Below are 20648 nucleotides of genomic sequence, written 5' to 3'. Positions count from 1 at the left end.
TCGCCTCTACCTGAAGTAGGAGGACAAGAGAGGTCTCAGTCGTAAAATTAAACTAAATCAATCGTTTCTCCTAAAGCAAAAGCATAAATGACTTTCCGCGAGATTCGAATATGAAGAATAGCTTCTAATGCTTCTTGGTATAGATTCAATTGAGTCGCATACCGTTCACGTAACACATCAGCAGGTGTCTGTCCGACTTCCGTCGTAACGATTTGATCCGATTTATAGTCGAGTAAGATATATGACTCCCCATCCTGAATCAAGCAGTCGACGATTCCCTGCATGACTGCGTCATCCACTGGACCCGTCCAGTCTTTCCGAAAACGTGATGCTCCGATTTTATACGTAAACGGTAACTCTCGATAGACGTGGTTTGTCCGTAGTCGTTCGCTGAACAATTGTCCGATCTCGGAGTCTAGGAACTCTTGCAACTGTGGTGTTGCTTCCCGCATCGTCGTCGCTTCGATAGGTGTGATTCGTTCCATCGTTTCCCATTGATCGATCTGTTCTGAAATCGCTGTATCCGGTTTGTATAATTGCATCGCTAGGTGTAGGACCGTTCCTCGTTCCGCTCCACTAAGTACAGGTCCAAGGAATTGTGGCGTTCGGTAATACGTCGTCTGGCGATACGTCGTTTCAAATGCTGCGCGTTCCAACTGTTCCGCGCGCTTCAGTTCCGTAACGGTCTGTTTCGCTGCCGTCTCTGTCGCGAGTAGATGCGGATACTGATACGAAAATGCCGATTCAACGATTTCTTTGACGTGCGTATTGACGGGCACATCAATTTTTTCAAGCTTTTGGACGTGTTCGAGTTGCTCCACGAGTGTTGAGATTTCTTGATACGGTGCTAACTCCTCTAAAGACATCATGCGAATCGACCAGTTCGTCTCATCCGGACGTAGTAAACTACTGCGTAAGACTGCGGGAACGACCCATTCCGCATAACTCTTCGCTTGGCGCCGGTCATTTTCAGGTAGTAAGACTTCGTCGAGTGGCGTCATCTGCCAGGCCACCATTTGATCTTCTAAATCCTTGACTGTCCCGACGAGAATCAATTTTTCCTTCGCTCGAGTCATCGCAACATACAAGACGCGCATCTCTTCTGCCTTCATCTCGCGATCCATTTCCCGACGGATGACTTCCTTCAATAGCGTTCCAGATCGCAAACGACGAATCGGATCAATGGCGTCTAGAGCAATGCCATACGTCTTATGCAACTGAATGGCCTGCATTTGATCCTGTTTGTTGAATTGCTTCGTCAATTGGCTGACAATCGTCACGGGGAACTCGAGTCCTTTTGATTGGTGGATCGTCATGATTCGAACGACGTCCTCGTCTTCTCCAAGCGAACGGGCTTCTGCGAAGTCTTCTCCTCGTTCGATCAACCGATTGATCAGGCGTAGAAAACGATATAGCCCACGATAACCGGACGTCTCATATTGCTTTGCCCGCTCATATAAGGCATTTAAGTTAGCTTGACGACTTCTGCCTCCAGCGAGACAGCCGACATACTCAAAATAGCCAGTCTGATCAAACAATGATCGAATGAAGGCAGGAAGCGCACTCCCACGTGCTTCGGTTCGCCATGCTTGAATCTGACGGATGATCTCGTCTATTCGAATACCAAGTGCTGATTCCTCTGTCGCCATCGCGAGTGCCGCCTCATAAAAGCTTCCTTCTTTTTGTTTTGCTCGAATCCGCCCTAGATCACGATCCGCCACACCGAAAATCGGCGATCGTAACAGACTGGCGAACGGGATATCTTGAAGTGGATTATCGATTGTCTTGAGTAACGCCATCATGATTTGAATTTCCGTCGCTTGGAAATATCCGCCCGTCGTATCTGCATAGACCGGAATCTCATACTGTTCGAGTACTTCAACGAGTGCCTGAACACGCTTGCCGCGCGAACGGGCCAAGACGACGATGTCACGGTATTCGCATGTCCGGAATCGGTTCGATTTCGCATCGTAAATCAGATGTGGATGTTTAGAGTCGACGAGTTCTAGAATTCGTGTTGCAATCGCTCGTGCTTCAACTTCTTCTTTTTCACTATCAAGCGGATCAATCAAGAGTAATTCAGGGTCGACTTGCTCTGATTCTAAATAACTTAAATTACCGAGTCGAAGGTGCGCCGCTTCATCGTAATCAATTTCTCCGACTGTCCCATCCATGACTTGGCGGAAGATTTGATTCGTTCCATCCAACACCTCGAGGCGACTGCGGAAGTTCTTTGTTAAATCGATGCGTGTTCCGACGTCGGTCTGCTGGAATCGTTTGAATTTCTCCAGGAACAATCCTGGTTCTGCATGTCGAAATTTGTAAATGGACTGTTTGACATCACCGACCATGAATAGATTCCCTGTTGCCTCGTCCGTTTTCGAAACCAGTTGAATGATGCGTTCCTGGACTTCATTCGTATCTTGGTATTCGTCGACCAGTACCTCAACGAAGCGTTCTTTTAGAAGTTTTGCCACATCCGACGGTTGTCCCTCTTCCGTCAAGATCTCTAATGCAAAATGTTCAAGATCCGAAAAATCAACAATTCCACGTTGTTGTTTCGCTTCGAGATAATCATTTGCGAATTGACGCACGAGTGTAACAATCGTTTCTACATGTCGGAGCTGTGATCGTAAATCCTCCAAGTAATCGACACCTGTTTTTTGGACAAACAGTTCTTTCATTTTCTTGAATTCTGCAACGAGTCGTGTCCGCTCTGTCTGGAACGGTTTGATGCCTTCATCTCCGCGCGGACTTTTCCAACGACCGAATTCTACTGCTTGAAACGCAAGAGCAACCATCGACCATTGCCGTACTGACGTTTCAAGTACTCCAAAAGGAGCGATATCCTGTCGCATCATCTGTCCCATTTCCGTATATCCGGACTGTTCCAATTCAAAAGCAAGTTCTCGATAACGTCCTAGTAGATTCGACAACGTCTCCCATTCCAGTTCGACCAATCGTTGCATGAGCGGAGACTCATCCGGATCGATTGGTTGATCGTACTGATTGATTAAATGCGCATAAAACGCTTCCGGATCAGGTAAGGATCGAGAAAAACGGTAGAGATTTGAAATCAGCGAAAGCATCGCTTGATCGTCCCGATCTGATGTATAACTATCGATCAAATCATAGAATCCCGGATCCTCAGAGGCATAGAACGACTCAAAGACCGCTTCTAAGACATCATCTTGCAGTAATAACAGTTCAGATTCGTCAGCAATCCGAAACGCCGGATCCAAACCGATCCGGTAATAATTCTCACGTAGAATCGATAGACAGAATGAATGGATCGTCGTAATTTGTGCCCGGTTCATTAATTGACGTTGTTTTTTTAGATACAGATCATCCGGTGCCTCTTTGATACGCTGATCCATGACCTCAATGACTCGCGTTTTCATCTCACGCGCTGCTGCATTCGTAAAGGTAGCAACAAGAATCCGATCCGCTGACAACTCATCTTCGGGATCGATCAATCGTTGCGTCAGCCGTTCGACGAGGACAGCTGTTTTCCCTGATCCAGCAGCTGCTGAGACTAAGATATGTCCTCCCCTTGCTGAAATGGCTTGTTGTTGTTCTTCCGTCCAACTCACGCTCATTCTTCATCCTCCTTCAATCGTTCCAGTACCTCTTTTTCAGACATCGGTTTTAATGGACGATATTGATTTCCGAGTGATTCATCGAATTGACAGACTGAACGATATTCGCAGAAACTACACGGTGTCCGTTCCTGATAATCGAATGGATTGATTGCAATATCCCCATCATAGATATCTTGACTGCTGTCTTTTAATGCCTCCCACGCATGATCCATCAGTGCCGATAAATCTGCCTCTTGTACAACACCCTTCGTCTGTGATTTATGCAGTCCATTTTTCGTGAAGGTCACTTTGACGAGTGGGGATTTTTTTCGTTCATCGTATGCAATATGATCCATCGCTCGCAGTACCTCATCATTCTCGAGAATGACGCCTTGCATCTGATAGGACTCGAGTAATAGTCGATTACGTTCTGCTTCATCAGCAGATAAATCGCCTCGTAGCATCGGATTTTTAACATGGAAATACAGCGCACCAGCAGGTTTTGCCTGCTGTTGATACAGCAACTCTGACTGTTCCACGACTGTTTTCAAATACAGCAACATCTGTATGGCGAGTCCGTAATAGATTTCCGCAAAATCCAGTCCTCGTGCACTCGACTTATAATCTATGATACGGACGTATAACTGGTCACCGATCATCGCCTGATCAATACGGTCAATGCGTCCTGTGAATTCAATTTCCGTTCCGTCTGGTAGCGTAAAGCGTAATGGTGGAAACGTCGCATTCCCAAAACTGATTTCAAATAGATCTGGTTCAAAATCCGTTCGCTTCGCCTGCTCGACGAGCATCTTAGCGGTCTGTTCGACGACATCCGTCAACTTTTTCTTGATATAACCAAATCGACTTGAGCTCATCAAAATTGCATTCTGGATTTCTGGTGTCACCTTTTCAACAGCTTCCTTCGCAAGTGTTCCACATGTCTCACTATCGAGCTCGCGCCAGTGCCGTCCGGAAGCTTTGATACTGAGCGACAGATCATTTAATGCGCCGTGGAACAGATTTCCGATGTCCGGCGCTTCGAATTTATAGAGCTTTCGCTCGCGTAAACGAAGTCCATACCGAGCAAAATGTTTATACGAGCAAGCATTATACGTTTCAAAACGCGAAACGCTCGCTTGCAGAGACTCGCCATATAAGCGATGCGCCAACCCTTCCGGTAACGCTTCCGCTTGATTTTGATAGAACAAGGCACTTGAGAATAGACCCATTCGTTCGCGTCCTTGTCCGTTTTCAAGAAGTGAATTATATACTTGAAACCAAATTGGCTGAATCGGATAACGTCGTTGCAAACGGCGGAGTTCAATCGCCGTCGCTGCTGCCGCGCGATCGGGACTCGTCACGAAATCGAGTTGTTCTTGCGGTGCATGTTCGCCAGCCTCCGCAAACTGTGTTTTGATCGGACGATCAAGCAACAGTTGCCGCTTCAATTGTTTCGTAATTGCCGCCGGCTGCAACGCCTTTCCTTCTTCATCGACAAGCGCATAACTGACATACAATGCTTCACTTGGAGCCATCATCCCTTGATACAGATAAAATAGTTCATCATCAAACACATCGAGGGACGCTTTTCCGACCGGAATACCATGTTCATGTAAAAAGTCATGATCATTTTCGGACAGTAACTTCGATTGATCTTGGACGAACGGAATCAGACCATCATTCGCTCCCAGTAAAAAGACGACTTTCACTCGTTGCAATCGTCCACGCACATAATCCGTCGCAATGACTTGATCAAGCGATGGGGGGACAAGTGCAAAACGCAGACTCTCAAGTCCTGTCTCGACCATTTGGACGAACAAGTCCGTCGATAAAGTATGCTCAGGCGCAGCAGCTTCTAGCTGTTCGAATAGGTGAAGAATCGCTTCATACACTTGATCATGTTCCCGAGCAGCAAGTAACTGATCTTGCTCTAATGCTTGCTTGCGCCATTCCATTAAATGTTCTGCAATTTTTTGTTCTTCGAGGAATTGATAAAGACCTTTCGTATACGCGCTCATCGTCTTTGCCTGCTTTAACCGACGGTGTAACGGTTCAATCAAGTCGACGACGAACGTACGGAGATGATTCAATTCCTCTTCTTGCGCGATTTCCTCTTCCGTTAAGCGAACTTCCTCTGCTAAGCGTCGCTTTAATTGCCACGGTTGTTGCCACATCGACCCTTTGATGCCGCGTTCGAGCACGAACGTCTCGAAACGATCGAGCGCTAGACGCGCATCTTCTGCTGGAATCGGTAAGAGCTCCGTCTTCAGTAAACGAAAGACCGTTTCTTCCCGATAACCCGATGTCACGATGTCTAAAGCAGATTGAATCAAGTCAACGAGCGGATGATGGATCATCGACTCACGTTGATCCAAGAAATACGGAACATCATACATGTGGAAGGCTCGTTCCAAGTGATCCGCATACGGTTCAAGATGTCGTACGACGAATGCCATTTCATGAAATCGATACCCTTTTTGTCGAACAAGTTGAATCGCTTTCCGCACGGCTGATTCTGCTTCGACTTGCCGGTTGACTGCAGCTGTCATCTGAAAGCCGTCAACGTCATGATCGACAGATGGATAACCTGGCTTTAACAAGGCCTGCTCTAAATGCCGTAGCCCTTCTGATTGAAATTTGATTGGCTGTTCATACAAGATTTCTTCGTACGGAATCGATTGTTCCTGCATTTGCCCGATCAACTGCATGTAGCAACGCTGGGACACACCAAAAGACGTTTGTTTTGCATAAGGATCCGCCGCGTCCATTGTAAAACTAATATGCATTTCAGCCACTTGTTGCATCAAGGCAAGCAGTACTTGTTGTTCCTGAAGCGAAAACTCATAAAATCCGTCGACGATGATCGTCGCTTGATCCAGTCGCGCTTTCGGAAGCAACTCAAGTAACGTCGTATAATAATCATCCGCATGGAGTGCCTTATCGACGATTCGTTCCGCAAAGCGCTCATAAATCAACGCAAGGTCGTTCAATTTTGGTGACCGTTCGAGAGACCAATCACTCACTTGACGCAACATATCTGGCTCGATCAATGAGCGTTTAAACGACGCGATGAGTTCATCAAGTCCTTGGAAAAATCCTGGCATATTTTTCGTACGCTTAAAAATCTTTAACTCGTCTTCTGATTCCTCGACGACCTGTCGGAGTAATAATTGTGTTCCTGTCTCATCGAGAAATGGAATTGCTTGATTTCCGTAATCGCGTAAAATATGAAACGCAAAGCGCCGTAAACTCATGACTTCGAGACGAACAAGACCTGCTATCCGTTCATCTGTCGCAATCCGACGCTCCATTTCAAATGACATCTGATCCGGAACGATGAAATACATCTTCTCGCCTAGTGGTCGTTGCTCGAGTTCTTGTACGACGCGCTCAATCAATTGTGTCGTTTTCCCACTACCAGCACGACCAATGTGCATATGGTTCATCAAGAAAACCTCCTCTACGTTTTTATGTATCATTATTATCGCACAAATAAGAACAAATGTACTGTTTTCGACGCATGTCTTTTCGATATGGATTTGCTATAATCAGAACACATCCTAATGTAAGGCAGGTGATGATTTTTGTCGCTCTATGAAATGCTTGGAGGCGAGCAAGTACTCACCTCTTTGATTCATTCGTTCTATCATCAAGTCTACCATGATTCCTTATTGCGTCCGTTATTCCCTGATGATCGACACCGTGTCGAACAGGCACAATTCGCCTTCTTGACCCAAATGACAGGAGGTCCACGCGATCCGAATCAACCGCCGACGAGTTTAGCGATGATTCACCGGCTATTGCCGATTCGAAAAGAGCATGCCATCCGTTGGTTGGAACTGATGGAAATAGCTTCTCTTGATACGATTCCAAATGAAGAAGCGCGACTCCAACTCCTCGAGCGATTACGGATTGGCGCAACGAATGTCTTACGTGTTTGCGAAGCACACCAGATGGACTGAGGGATTTTTCTTTCTCATCTGTCCATTTCCATGTAAAATAATAAATGGAGGCGATATAACATGACGGAAGAACAAGAACAACGACCGGAACTCGTAAAGAATGCGATTGAGCAAGCAGAAGCATCGACGAACGAGGACGATACACTCGAAGAAGAACAAACCGAAGAACAAAAAAAATTGGACCATATCAAAGGTCTCGTCACCCTTGAACGCGGTTCTGATTACTACCGTGTCGTTTTTTATGACGATCATAAACACTTGATTTTCAAGGAACTCGATTACGACCGTGTCGACTTTGTAGGTCGGTTCTACAATGATAGCTTTGATCCGACGAACTTGACGGAACTAGAAGAAATCGCAGACAAAGCACTTTCGACTTCTTTACGGAAACGATTCCTTTAAGACATAAAAGAAGCCGTCCTCCCAACTGGAGAACGGCTTCTTTTTTATTGATCGGATTGTTTTTTCTTCCGACGAAGGACATAGGCAAGAACGCCACCTGCGACAGCGATTCCTGTTGCCGCCAAGATTGGAAGTAAGACTTTTTTATTAGATGCTAGTTTTTGTTTGACTTGTTCAAGTCGCGATTCATTCGTCTCTTTTAAGGCGATCGATGTTCGACGATTCATCGTGACATGCTTCGCAGCATCCGTCACAACGATTCGTTTCGTGACCCAACGGCGATTTCCGGCATCATCGACGACTAGTTGTCGCGCGCGTTTGATTCCTTTGATTCGTTTACCCGGTGTATTTTCCGGACGTACGATGCGAGAACTGATAAAGCGTCTGCCACCTGTCGCACCAAATCCAGGCTGCAATTTTCGGCGATTTAACCATTCATATGATTCATTCATCGTGTCGCGGTAAAAGTTACCGCTTCACCTCCCTATGATTTCTCTCTCTACTTCTTTCTCCTTACATAAGTAAGATTCCTGTTATGTGTTTCCACTTTTCATCGATTCTTAAACTCCGGCAATTGGAAGCGCCGTTGCATTTCATACGCCAGTTCCAACGTTTTGATTCGTTGCCGTTCGATGCTGTATGCGGATGCGTCCGTATCAATACATTGACCTGTCTGAAACTCTACCTGTACTTTTCCAGACTTTTTTTGAACAGTCTTCATTTGCTTGAAATTGATCCAAATGCATTCCGCCTTTTCTTTTGCGGTCGTCGGAAAAAATATCGTTTGTGCCTGCCAATCTACTAAAACAGGTGTCTTTCGGTTCGGACCAAGAATATGTCGCGCTGCTTCGATTCGTCCACGCATCGATGAACCAAAATATAAACAGGATTCTTCAATCAACTTAATCGGATGACCCTCTAAAATACTTTCCGAATGCTCCTTGATGACAAGTGTCTGTGGTTCACCATATTGACCATATCGTGGAATCAAAGCTAACGTTTCTTCCGTAACTGGGTATGACATCTCCTTCACTCCCTTCCTGAATTATATTGGTTATATCAAACTTCCTTCTACTCTGCATGAGTATACCGATTATTTCCTAATGAAAAAAACGAGATCCTAGGATCCCGTTTTTAAAATTCTTCTGGCTTTTTTTCCTCTTGTTCAATAAAGTGACGTGGGAAATTAAAAATCACACAAACTTTCCCGACTCCATTTCCCGCAGGGCGATTCTCAATTGCTACCGTACCATCATGACGCTCAACGATCCTTTTGACAATGTAAAGACCAAGCCCAAACTTCCCTTCTTTGCCCCGTGAAAATTGATGAAACAAGGGCGAAGAGTCATCAAGTGGCGGTCCATCATTTTCAATTTCGATATGAACCTGATCCGCTGTCCCAGACAGTCGGATGTCAATTTGTGTTTCAGCATAACGAATCGCGTTGTCCATGACGTTTTCGAGTGCAACTCGTAATTGTTCCCCTTCACCAAGGACGATTCCCGCTTCTCCACTAACATGCCATTCGAGTGACTTCGTTCCAGAAAAACGATTTTTCAGCAGGTGTATCATCCGATCGATATCGACATTATCCCACGTAGAACGATCGAGCTCGAAATAGTCGAGCTTCGTGACGTAAAGAAGAGCCGCCACTTTTTTCTCTAATCGTTCCGCTTCCTCATCAATGACCGATACGGAGCCGGTTAAATCACCATCTGGATAGATCCCATCTGAAATGGACTGAGCATAACTTCGAATGACCATGATTGGCGTCTTCAAATCATGTGAAATATTTTGAAGCAACGATTTTTGTGCCTTATCCTGCTTTTCAAGATCCATCCGCATCGCATCGACAGACCGTGCCAGTCGACCGATTTCATCCCCACGATCGAGCGGAAGTGGTGTATCCCACTTTTGAGCCGCGATTTTCCCGACTGCTCTTTCGATTTCGACGAGCGGATGTGTTAGACGACGCGCCAACCAGAAGGCAATGAATAACGTAAAGATACTACCGATGATGACGACGAAGCCGATTTTTGAAAACAGTTGTGTAATCAGTTCTTGTCGATAAGCATCCCAGACGTAAGAGACACGATAGTAGGTTTCGCCGCTCTCTTCCATTTTACGAATACTATAATAAACGTCTTCTTTATCAAGACGCGTCGTATACTTTGCCGTAACTGTTTTTTGATCAATTGCATCACGGTACATCTGATTGATCAGTTGTTGCGGTGCCCCACCGTAATAAAGTTTTCCGTTCTTAGATAGCAATAGGATATTAACTGATCGAGATTCTTGTTTTCGACGATCGAATTCAATCGGATTATCTTGTAGCATCTCGATGACAGAGGCATCCTTCGAGAAGAAGACCTCACTATTCTCAAGCGTCGAATAGACCTGTTCATCGATGAAATTTCCGATCGATGAGCGGATGACAAGGAGAATGACTGCAGATAATGTGACGATGACGAGCAGAAACATCGCCCAAATCTGAAATCCGAGACTGCGATTTTTCATGCAGACACCAAGCGATAGCCAATACCATAGATCGTTTCGAGTTCCAGTTTCGATAATTTTTTACGGACACGACGGACAAGATCATCGACGACGCGGTCCGAACCGAAATAATCGTCACCCCAGACACTGACGAGAATCTGCTCGCGAGACATCGGCGTCCCGATTTGTGTCGCAAATAAAATCAGTAGATCATACTCTTTTGAGGTTAGATCAATTTCTTGACCGTTCTCCTCGATGATTCGTTTCTCAGGATAAATCATATAATCGCCGTATTGAATGACTCCACTTTTCGGTGTCGCATACGTACGTGCTAAGATTTTTTTGACACGAATGACCAGTTCGCGCGGAAGGAACGGCTTCGCAATATAATCGTCCGATCCCATCTCAAGACCAATGATCTTATCGATATCCTCATCACGCGCCGAAATGAAAATGACGGGTGTCGTTTCATCATGCGCCTTGATTCGCTTAATCAATTGAAAACCATCCATATCCGGTAGCATGATATCTAAAATCCACAAATCTGGCTTCTCTACGATCGCAGAAGCAGCTGCCTCACCAGATGTAAACGATTTAACCTGCCAACCTTCTTGTTCCAAGTACTTTACGAGTACACGATTCAAGTTCACTTCATCATCAACCAAATAGATTGTATGCATGGCTCTCACTCCTCGACTAATGTGCTTTGTTTCAGTGTATCAAAGGAATTCCGCAAAATTATGGGAGAGTGGATAATAATTCAAAAAAACCTTTCTTTTCAAAAGAAAAGAAAGGCGAAGTCATAAATTTTCTATTATTTGACGAGACGGAGCGCTGGATACGCTACTTGCTTGTTCTTTGAAGTCGCAGGTGCCACCTGTTGAAGTCGTTCCATTTTCACGACGTGCGTTAAAAATCCAACGCCGCCTCCTAGCAATACTGTTACACCCGTCATTAATAGAATCTCCATTTTCTTCGCCACCTTTTCCATCGCAATTGATAATCAGTATCATCCTCAAACTGACTATAGCATGCTTAAACGAAAATGAGAAGCGTTCTCACAAAATTAATCATCTAAAAACTTTTTTTGTTCTAGTTCATGACGTTTTCGAATGATTTCCTTCCAATCGAATTGTCCTTGTTCAAGTCCATTGATTAAAATTTCGGCAGTTCCGACATTCGTTGCGAGCGGCAGATCGTACACATCGCATAATCGAATGAGTGCGGAGACGTCCGGTTCATGCGGTTGCGCCGTTAGCGGATCGCGTAAAAAAATCACGATATCGATCTTTCCTTGCGCCACGAGGGCTCCGATTTCTTGATCACCGCCGAGTGGTCCAGATTTACAGCGATGAACATGTAAATCTGTCGCTTCCATGATCCGTTGCCCGGTCGTTCCTGTCGCATACAATGTATTTTTCTTGAAGAATGCAGCATAAGCTCGTGTAAACCCCATCATCTCATCTTTTTTTTCATCATGTGCGATCAATGCGATATTCATTCGTATCCCCTCCTTCTTGTCTATGCACAGAAAAAGAACTTCAGAAACCTGAAGTTCTTGAAACACTCATGAATTCGTCGGTTGCTTCTTCAACACGGTCCGTAAAATCTTTCCGGTCGTATTACGAGGTAATCGATCGATGAACTCAATCTGTGTCGGACATTTGTATTTCGCGAGTGATGTGCCACAGAATGTCCGCGCCTCCTCTTCTGTCATCGTCTCACGGACAACGACGAATGCTTTGACAGCTTCGCCCATCTCCTCGTCCGGTATGCCGATAACAGCGGCTTCAATGATATTTGGATGCTGATAGAGCACTTCTTCGACCTCACGTGGGTAGACGTTATAGCCACCGACGATGATCATATCTTTTTTGCGATCGACGATATAGAAATAACCATCTTCATCACGACGAGCCAAATCACCCGTATATAACCAGCCATCGCGTAACGTCGCTTGCGACTCTTCTGGCATCTTGTAATAACCCGTCATGACGTTTGGTCCACGAACAATCAATTCTCCGACCTGACCGTCTGGTAATTCCTGTCCGAGTTCATCGACAACTTTGTTTTCAACATCGACGATCGATGTACCGATCGAGCCTGGTTTCTGAACACCATCGACCGGATTGAAACAAGTGACGGGCGATGCTTCCGATAAACCGTATCCTTCGAGGATATGACACTGGAATGTCTGATCAAACGCTTCAAGGAGTGGTACTGGAAGACTCGCTCCTCCTGAGACGAATAGACGGGTTGACTCAAAATAGGTCGCGTATTCCGGATGTGCCTTCACGGTTTGCAGTAAGAAATTATACATCGTTGGTACGCCTGCAAAAATCGTCACCTGTTCTTTTTTCGCTAACTCAAACGTCTCTTGTGGTGAAAACCGTGAAGCAATGATGATTGAGGCTCCATGTGCGAGCGAAGCATTGATGACGACTGTTAAACAAAAGACATGGAACATTGGTAATACGGCAAGTGTCCGGTCTTTACTTGATACGTGTAGATAATCTCCGATTGAGCGCGCATTTGACGTCAGATTACGATGCGATAACATCGCACCTTTTGGTTTTCCTGTCGTCCCACTTGTATAGAGAATGACGGCGATGTCATCCAGTTCATTCGTCACGTCTGTCAATGGATGTTCGATTTCGAGCCAGCGATCGAGCGTGATGAACGTAACTTGTTGATGTGTTTCGTTTGGTCCTTCCTGATCCGCATAGGGAACAGAGACGACAATCTTGAGGTTCGGTAAATGAACGAGACGATCTTTTGCAGCTTCGACAAGCGGAGCAATGCCTAAAATCCCTTTCACATCACCGTTCATCAGGATATACCCGATTTCATCCGGCGTGTATGTAGGATTGATTGGAATTGCAATAGCTCCTTGTTTCATGATGGCATAGTACGCGACTAGGAAGGATGGACTGTTCCCTAAGATAAGCGCAACATGATCGCCCTTTCGAATTCCATTTGCTTCAAGCGCGCCGGCTGCCCGGTGAAACTTCTCGACGAACTCACGATAGCTGACTTGCGTGTCCTCAAACACATACGCCGTTGTGTCCGGATGTGTTCGAGCTGTCTCCTCAACGGATTGAATCAATCCAAGCATGAGCAAAATTCCCCTTTCGAATGAATGACTATTCATTTTTTACGTAAAAAAAATCCATACGTAGTCAAAAGCGACCGTATGGATAGTGTAACACTTTTTGGAAACGTTTTCACCGAGTTTCTTTTTAACCGTTAACGATGACACCACCATTTAAGTGAAGGACCTGTCCTGTCATATAACTTGAATCGTTACAGGCGAGGAAGACATAAGCAGATGCCATCTCGGCCGGTTGCCCTGGGCGATCCATAGGTGTATTCTTACCGAACGTCTTGACTGATTCATCCGGGAACGTCTCCGTGATGAGTGGTGTCCAAATCGGACCAGGCGCGACGGCGTTGACACGAATTCCCTCTTTTGCCAGATTCATTGAAAGACTCCGCGTGAAGCTAACGATTGCTCCTTTAGTAGCGGAGTAGTCGATCAATAATGCGTTCCCCTCGTATGCTGTCGAAGATGTTGTATTGATGATGGCAGAACCAAGTGAAAGGTGCGGTAGTGCGGCACGGGCAAGACGCATCATTCCGAAGATATTTGTCTTGAACGTCTTCTCCATCGACTCATCCGTGATATCCTTCAGACTATCTTCTGGTTTTTGCATACTTGCATTGTTGACGACGATATCTAAGCGACCGAAATGGTCGATCGTTTTTTGAACAAGTGTTTCACAGTAGTCTGCGTCCCCAATATCTCCTTTAGAAAGTAGGACTTCGCCTCCTAATTCTTCAAGACGCGCCTTCGTTTCTTCTGCTCCCTCTTGATCGCCATAGAAAGCAATGACGACCTTTGCCCCTTCACGGACATAAGCAATCGAGACAGCACGACCAATTCCAGAATTGCCGCCTGTGACGATTGCGACCTTTCCTTCAAGCTTACCTGCTGCCTTATAATCATCACGCTCATAATAAGGTAACGGTTGTTCGTCCTCCGTCTTCGGTAATTGTTTTGAAATCTGTTCAAAATCGATAAAGTCCGTCAACGAACCTTCTAAAAAGTTATCTTTATTATAGCCCATGAAAAAAACTCCCCCTATGCTGTTGATAGAAGGAGTTTTCCCATAAAGACTTACGCTAAAACGTCTAGCACCTCATCAAGTTCGACGGCGCCGAAATATTTTTTCAATTCGTACCGACCGAGCACTTCGCGAAGAGACGCGCGATCATAACGTGTACCTACAAGCGCCCGTGCGATTTCTTCCGCGTCCTCGACGCCAAAGAAGTCACCGTAAATCTTCGCTTCTTCAATGATGCCTTTTTTGACATTCAATCGGAAGTCAATCGTTCCGATCGGGAAACGTTTTTTTTGAATGACATCGAATTTCGGTGATTTTCCGAAATTCCATTCCCAGTTGCCATAACGTTCTGCCGAGATGGCACGTACTTTATCCCAGTCTTCTTCAGTTAAGATATACCGTTCAATCTCTTTCCCTTCATAGATCGAGGCAAGGAGATGATCGACGAATTGTTCCATCGTCAACGGTTCTGTCAGGAATTCCGAGATGTTCGCGACACGACTCCGAACCGATTTAATGCCTTTGGAACGCATCTTCTCTTCACTGACGACAAGCGCATTGACGACTTCTTCGATGTTCGAATCGAGCATCAGCGTACCATGACTAAACATCCGTCCTTTTGTCGTGAACTGGGCATTCCCGCTGATTTTCCGGCTTCCGACATGAATATCGTTTCGTCCAGATAATTCCGCTTCGACACCGAGTTTATGCAGCGCTTGCACGACCGGCTCCGTGAACTTTTTATAGTTGTTGAACGAATCACCGTCATCTTTCGTCAAGAAACTGAAGTTCAAGTTTCCTTCATCATGATAAACAGCGCCACCGCCGGAAAGACGACGGACGACGTGGATGCCGTTTTCCTCGACATACTTCAAATTAACTTCTTCATTCGTGTTCTGGTTTTTTCCGACGATGATGGATGGACCGTTGATATAAAACAAGAAATAGTCTTCTTCATTGACGTTCAGGTTGTTCAAGATGAATTCTTCGACAGCGAGATTGATTCGCGCATCGCGAATCTCAGGATGGAAGATGAATTTCATAAGGGTTTCGTGCTCCTTTGTGATGGAATCATAATGTGATCAGTTACAGCCGTCGACACCACACGCATCACCTTCAGCGATGATTTCAAGTGTTTGTTCTTGGCGGATCTTCGTGAAGACTTGTTCGAATGCTTCTACTGGTTGTGCGCCGGAAATAGCATATTTTCGGTCGAAGACGAAGAACGGTACACCACGAACACCAAGTTGTTGTGCCATCGCCTCTTCTTCTCGAACATCTGTCGCCAGTTCTTTTGATGCGAGAAACGCTGTGACATCTGCTTCAGCAAGTCCTGCTTCTACTGCGATCCGCGTCAGAATGGCTGGGTCATTCAAATCTTCTCCATTCATGAAATAAGCTGTGAACAAAGCTTCCGATACTGCATTCATCTTACCATGTTTTTTTGCAAATTGAGTCAGGCGATGAGCCTCGAATGTATTGGCTGGGATGACACGATCCATCTCGTAGTGCAAGCCTTCCTGACGTGCCGTATCAACGACACCTTGCGACATATTCCGTGCTTGTTCGAGAGTCGTCCCATATTTCGAAGCAAGAATTTCGTATAACCCTTGCGTCGGCACTGCTGGTGCATCTGGGTCAAGTTCAAAGCTTTTGAATTCGACCTCAACATCCAACTTTTCGTTCGCAATTGCTTGTTCTAAACGACGCTTCCCAATATAACAAAACGGACATGCATAATCCGACCATACTTCTACTTTCATCTGTGTTCTCTCCTTTTGTGCAGTTTCATACATTAAGCATAGTCGCCTCTAGACAGAGTTGCAATCTTTCCGCCCAGGTCGATTCGAATATGTGCGAAAAAAGAACCAAGATCGTTTTGATCTTGGTTCTTTAGTGCGTTCATCGCTTATTCTGTTACAAGCGCGTGTGCTGCATCTTCGATCTCAATATCGAGTTCTTTCGTGTAAGCAGCTGTTTGTTCTGCTGTCCAGTTCAAGACAGTTTTCATTTCTTCGATGACCGCGTCTTTGTGAGCACGAGCCCAAGCGATGTCGAAGAAGACAGCACCTGTACGCCGGATGAAGAAGTCGATCGGACGAGCGACCATTTCATGTTCGATACCATAGTGAAGTTGTGCGTAGACAGAACGTGGAAGATCTGTCGTAGCAGCATCATATGCTGTTGCATATTCAAGCACTTTCGGTAGGTTCGAACCGTAGCGTTTTGCTAAGAATTGAACTTCCTCTGTTGTTAGACCATTCGTTGCTGTTTGAGCTTTTAGGAATTCAGCAAATCCTTTTGCTCCGCCGACATGTCCACCCGACATTGGCATGTTTTTCGTCGAGCAACGTGCATACGCAACATTTTCTTCTTTTTTCAAGAGTTTTGCAACGAGATCAACGACGTGCTCACCCATTTTACGGTATCCAGTCAATTTCCCACCAGCAATCGTGATGAGACCTGACTCAGATTGCCATACTTCATCTTTACGAGAGATTTCAGAAGGGTCTTTTCCTTGTTCATAGATCAACGGACGTACACCAGCCCAGCTTGATTCTATATCTTCCGCTGTTACTTTAACATCTGGGAACATATAGTGGATCGCGTCTAGGACGTAGTCTTGATCTTCGACTGTGAACTTCGGATGTGCTGTATCTTTATCGAAGAACGTATCTGTCGTACCAACGTATGCTTTTCCATCACGTGGAATCGCAAAAATCATACGACCGTCTGGTGTATCAAAGTAGACCGCTTGTTTGAGTGGGAATTTCGATTGATCGATGACAACGTGGACACCTTTTGTCAAACGAAGTTGTTTCCCGACTTTCGAGCCATCTTTTTCACGTAATTCATCAACCCATGGACCTGTCGCGTTGACGACTTTTTTCGCACGGATTTCATGCACGTCACCTGTCAAGAGGTCTGTCACACGCATCCCGACGACTTTTCCAGCATCGTAGATGATTTCTTCTGCTTTTGTATAGTTGACGACACGTGCGCCATGTTCGACTGCTTCTTTCATGACTTCAATCGTTAGACGAGCGTCATCTGTGCGGTACTCGACGTAGTAACCGCCACCTTTAAGACCTTGTTGTTTAACGAGTGGTTCTTTTGCTAATGTTTCTTTTGCAGATAACATCGTACGCCATTCAGAACGTTTAACACCTGCTAAGAAGTCATAGACACGAAGACCGATTGACGTACTGAACGGTCCGAATGTACCGCCCTTATGCATCGGAAGTAACATCCACTCTGGTGTCGTAACGTGTGGGCCGTTTTCGTAAACAATCGCACGTTCTTTACCGACTTCAGCGACCATTTGAACTTCGAATTGTTTTAAATAACGTAGACCACCATGGACTAATTTCGTTGAACGACTAGATGTACCAGATGCGAAATCCTGCATTTCGACGAGGCCAATCTTCATACCGCGTGACGCCGCATCGAGGGCGATTCCCGCACCTGTGATCCCGCCACCTACGACAAGTAGATCGAGTTCTTCACGTGTTAATCGATTATAGACATCTGCACGGTTTTTGCTTGAAAATGGTTGGTTAGCCATGAATAGTTCCTCCTGTTTAGGTTCGAAAAAAAAGAGACCACAACAAACACGTTGACTATGTCAACTGTTGCTGTGGTCTCTCCATATTCTCCGACCGGTTTATTAACTTGACCTTACTATAACATAGATCACATCATTTGAACAACATCGTAGCTTGAATAGCTTTTTGCCATCCGCCATAAAGCGCATCCGTCTCTTCTTTTGCCATACTCGGCTCGAAACGGCGTTCTTTTTTCCATTGTGTAGCAATTTGTTCACGGTTTTCAAAGAATCCGACAGCAAGACCTGCCAAGTAGGCTGCACCTAATGCCGTCGTCTCATTGATTTCCGGACGTTCGACCGGCGCTTGAATGATGTCACCTTGGAACTGCATTAAGAAGTTATTTTTAACCGCTCCACCGTCAACACGAAGTGTCTTCATCTCGATACCTGAATCTTGCTCCATCGCAGATAAGACGTCACGTGTTTGATAAGCGAGTGATTCTAATGTTGCGCGGATAAAGTGTTCTTTTTCCGTACCACGTGTCAAACCGAAGACTGCACCACGAACGTCTGAATCCCAGTAAGGTGTTCCAAGACCAACGAATGCCGGTACGACGTAGACACCTTCTGATGACGTGACACGCGTTGCGTATCCTTCTGATTCCTTTGCATCATCAATGATGCGTAATCCGTCTCGTAACCATTGGATTGCGGATCCTGCGACAAAGATACTTCCTTCTAAGGCATACTCAACTTTACCATCGACGCCCCACGCAATCGTTGTGAGCAGTCCATGATCTGATTTCACAGCCTCTTCGCCTGTGTTCATCAACATGAAGCAGCCTGTACCGTATGTGTTTTTCGCCATTCCTGTGTCAAAACACGCTTGACCAAACAAGGCGGCTTGTTGATCACCCGCTGCACCAGCGATCGGAACCGCTTCTCCGAAGAAATGATAACCTGCTGTTTCTGCGTACACTTCAGAAGAAGGTCGTACTTCTGGAAGCATCGCTTTCGGGACGTCTAAGATGTCGAGTAATTCGTCATCCCATTTTAATTCATGAATGTTGTACATCAACGTACGACTCGCATTCGAATAGTCGGTCACATGTGCTTTTCCGCCAGATAATTTCCAGATGAGCCACGTATCGATCGTCCCGAATAATAGTTCACCACGTTCAGCACGCGCTCGTGCTCCTTCGACATGATCCAAAATCCATTTGACTTTCGTACCAGAGAAATAAGCATCAATCAATAGACCTGTCTTCTCACGGAAGAGCTCGGCATGACCGGCTGCTCGAAGCGCTTCACAAATTTCAGCCGTTTGTCTCGATTGCCACACGACTGCATTGTGAATCGGTTTCCCTGTTTCTTTTTCCCAGACGACGGCTGTTTCACGTTGGTTCGTGATCCCGATGCCGGCAATCTGCGACGGTTTTATGTTTGCTTCCGTCAGACAAGTCGCCACGACCGCAAGGACACTTCCCCAAATCTCGTTTGCGTTGTGTTCGACCCAACCTGGTTTTGGAAAATACTGCGTGAATTCCTGTTGCGCTGAATGTACGATCTCACCAGCACGATTAAACAGGATCGCACGTGTACTTGTCGTTCCCTGATCCAATGACAAAATGTAGTTCTCCATCTCTTCCCCATCCTTTTGTATCTAAATAAGTTAAGCTGACTTTGACTTCACTGACGTTGTTTTGTTCGGACGAACACCGAATCTATAGCATAAGCCTAATATGATGATTGTCACAAGTCCTACAATCCAAAAAGCCGGTGTATCTTTTCCTGTGAAGACCGAACGATAAAACAATCCGCCAAGACTTCCACCAAGAACTGGTCCAAGAACCGGAATCCAAGAGTAACCCCAATTCGATGATCCTTTTCCATGAATCGGTAGGATGAAATGGGCAATACGAGGACCAAGGTCCCGCGCCGGGTTCATCGCATATCCTGTCGTACCTCCGAATGACATACCGAGGCTGACGATCAAGAAGCCGACAATTAGAGGATTCAGACCATCCGAGAACTTATTCGCTCCGATTGATAACAACCCGATAACAAGTAAGAACGTCGCAATCATTTCACTCATTAGATTAGCAAATGTGTATGGAATCGCTGGAGACGTTGCAAAGACGCCAAGCTTCGTTGCTGGATCCTTCGTTTCCGCCCAATGTGGTAAGTAGTGCACGAAAACAAGACTTGCACCTAATATCCCGCCGGCGATTTGAGCGACGATATAGCCTGGTACATCCGCCCATGCAAATGAGCCGTCAAATGCTAAACCAAGCGTCACTGCTGGATTAAGGTGTGCCCCACTGAATTGACCAACGGCATACGCGGCAATCGCTACGGCAAATCCCCATGCAAACGTGATGACGATCCATCCTGCGTCCTTCGCGAACGATTTCGTTAAGCTAACGCCTGCGCCAACACCATTTCCAAGCGCGACTAGCAAGGCTGTACCTAAAAATTCTGCTAATAAAGGTGACATAAGTGTTCCTCCTTTTTTATTATGTGAAAAAAGCAACAT

The 20648-nt window shown here is 45.6% G+C and carries 17 protein-coding genes; 2 read left to right on the top strand and 15 right to left on the bottom strand.

The genetic code is table 11. From position 1 onward, the window contains the following. Nucleotides 1-47 precede the first annotated feature (47 nt). Both addA and addB read right to left on the bottom strand, forming a co-directional pair. On the bottom strand, nucleotides 48-3599 hold the full coding sequence (gene addA, locus VJ374_RS03935) for a helicase-exonuclease AddAB subunit AddA (RefSeq protein ID WP_329470231.1): 3552 nt from the start codon (nucleotides 3597-3599) through the stop codon (nucleotides 48-50). Beyond that, the gene (gene addB / locus VJ374_RS03930; protein ID WP_329470229.1) at nucleotides 3596-7027 is read right to left on the bottom strand and encodes a helicase-exonuclease AddAB subunit AddB; all 3432 of its coding nucleotides are present in this window, start codon (nucleotides 7025-7027) and stop codon (nucleotides 3596-3598) included. The genes addA and addB overlap by 4 nt, the downstream gene beginning before the upstream one ends. A gap of 138 nt (nucleotides 7028-7165) precedes the next feature. Between addB and VJ374_RS03925 the strand changes: the two genes are divergently transcribed. Then, a complete protein-coding gene (locus tag VJ374_RS03925) occupies nucleotides 7166-7543 on the top strand; it encodes a truncated hemoglobin (protein WP_329470227.1) in 378 nt (125 codons plus the stop codon). A gap of 60 nt (nucleotides 7544-7603) precedes the next feature. Next, complete coding sequence (locus VJ374_RS03920) at nucleotides 7604-7945, top strand: hypothetical protein (RefSeq protein WP_029340963.1); 342 nt, start codon at nucleotides 7604-7606, stop codon at nucleotides 7943-7945. A gap of 44 nt (nucleotides 7946-7989) precedes the next feature. Here the strand turns inward: VJ374_RS03920 and VJ374_RS03915 are convergent, their stop codons facing one another. From VJ374_RS03915 to VJ374_RS03855, 13 genes are all read right to left on the bottom strand, one after another. Further along, complete coding sequence (locus tag VJ374_RS03915) at nucleotides 7990-8397, bottom strand: hypothetical protein (RefSeq protein ID WP_023467385.1); 408 nt, start codon at nucleotides 8395-8397, stop codon at nucleotides 7990-7992. Nucleotides 8398-8495: 98 nt separating this feature from the next. Beyond that, nucleotides 8496-8969 carry a competence protein ComK gene (locus VJ374_RS03910; protein ID WP_035409368.1) on the bottom strand — a complete coding sequence of 158 codons (474 nt, stop codon included), beginning with the start codon at nucleotides 8967-8969 and terminating at the stop codon, nucleotides 8496-8498. 110 nt (nucleotides 8970-9079) lie between these two features. Further along, nucleotides 9080-10462, bottom strand: coding sequence for a sensor histidine kinase (locus tag VJ374_RS03905; RefSeq protein WP_035409370.1), 1383 nt, complete (start codon nucleotides 10460-10462; stop codon nucleotides 9080-9082). Next, nucleotides 10459-11121: a response regulator transcription factor gene (locus tag VJ374_RS03900; protein WP_023467381.1), complete on the bottom strand. Its 663-nt coding sequence runs from the start codon at nucleotides 11119-11121 to the stop codon at nucleotides 10459-10461. Before VJ374_RS03900 ends, VJ374_RS03905 begins: the two co-directional genes overlap by 4 nt. Before the next feature lie 134 nt (nucleotides 11122-11255). Continuing rightward, the gene (locus VJ374_RS03895) at nucleotides 11256-11411 is read right to left on the bottom strand and encodes a hypothetical protein (RefSeq protein WP_290748659.1); all 156 of its coding nucleotides are present in this window, start codon (nucleotides 11409-11411) and stop codon (nucleotides 11256-11258) included. A 96-nt stretch (nucleotides 11412-11507) separates the two neighbouring features. Further along, on the bottom strand, nucleotides 11508-11942 hold the full coding sequence (gene mgsA / locus VJ374_RS03890; protein ID WP_029340960.1) for a methylglyoxal synthase: 435 nt from the start codon (nucleotides 11940-11942) through the stop codon (nucleotides 11508-11510). 66 nt (nucleotides 11943-12008) lie between these two features. Then, on the bottom strand, nucleotides 12009-13556 hold the full coding sequence (locus VJ374_RS03885) for a fatty acid--CoA ligase family protein (protein WP_035409371.1): 1548 nt from the start codon (nucleotides 13554-13556) through the stop codon (nucleotides 12009-12011). Between the two features lie 124 nt (nucleotides 13557-13680). Then, nucleotides 13681-14568, bottom strand: a complete 888-nt coding sequence (locus tag VJ374_RS03880; protein WP_035409372.1) for a glucose 1-dehydrogenase — start codon at nucleotides 14566-14568, stop codon at nucleotides 13681-13683. Between the two features lie 50 nt (nucleotides 14569-14618). Then, entirely contained in the window at nucleotides 14619-15608 is a 990-nt protein-coding gene (locus tag VJ374_RS03875; RefSeq protein ID WP_035409374.1) for a lipoate--protein ligase, read from the bottom strand. 39 nt (nucleotides 15609-15647) lie between these two features. Beyond that, entirely contained in the window at nucleotides 15648-16328 is a 681-nt protein-coding gene (locus VJ374_RS03870; RefSeq protein ID WP_056059996.1) for a DsbA family oxidoreductase, read from the bottom strand. A gap of 146 nt (nucleotides 16329-16474) precedes the next feature. Further along, on the bottom strand, nucleotides 16475-18130 hold the full coding sequence (locus VJ374_RS03865; RefSeq protein ID WP_329470221.1) for a glycerol-3-phosphate dehydrogenase/oxidase: 1656 nt from the start codon (nucleotides 18128-18130) through the stop codon (nucleotides 16475-16477). Between the two features lie 133 nt (nucleotides 18131-18263). Further along, complete coding sequence (gene glpK, locus VJ374_RS03860; RefSeq protein WP_035409380.1) at nucleotides 18264-19754, bottom strand: glycerol kinase GlpK; 1491 nt, start codon at nucleotides 19752-19754, stop codon at nucleotides 18264-18266. A gap of 30 nt (nucleotides 19755-19784) precedes the next feature. Further along, nucleotides 19785-20609, bottom strand: coding sequence for an MIP/aquaporin family protein (locus VJ374_RS03855; protein ID WP_035409382.1), 825 nt, complete (start codon nucleotides 20607-20609; stop codon nucleotides 19785-19787). Nucleotides 20610-20648: the final 39 nt, after the last annotated feature.

The organism is Exiguobacterium sp. 9-2, from assembly GCF_036287235.1.
In the GTDB taxonomy this organism is placed as follows: Bacteria; Bacillota; Bacilli; order Exiguobacteriales; family Exiguobacteriaceae; genus Exiguobacterium_A.
This window is presented reverse-complemented; position numbering and strand designations above follow the sequence as displayed.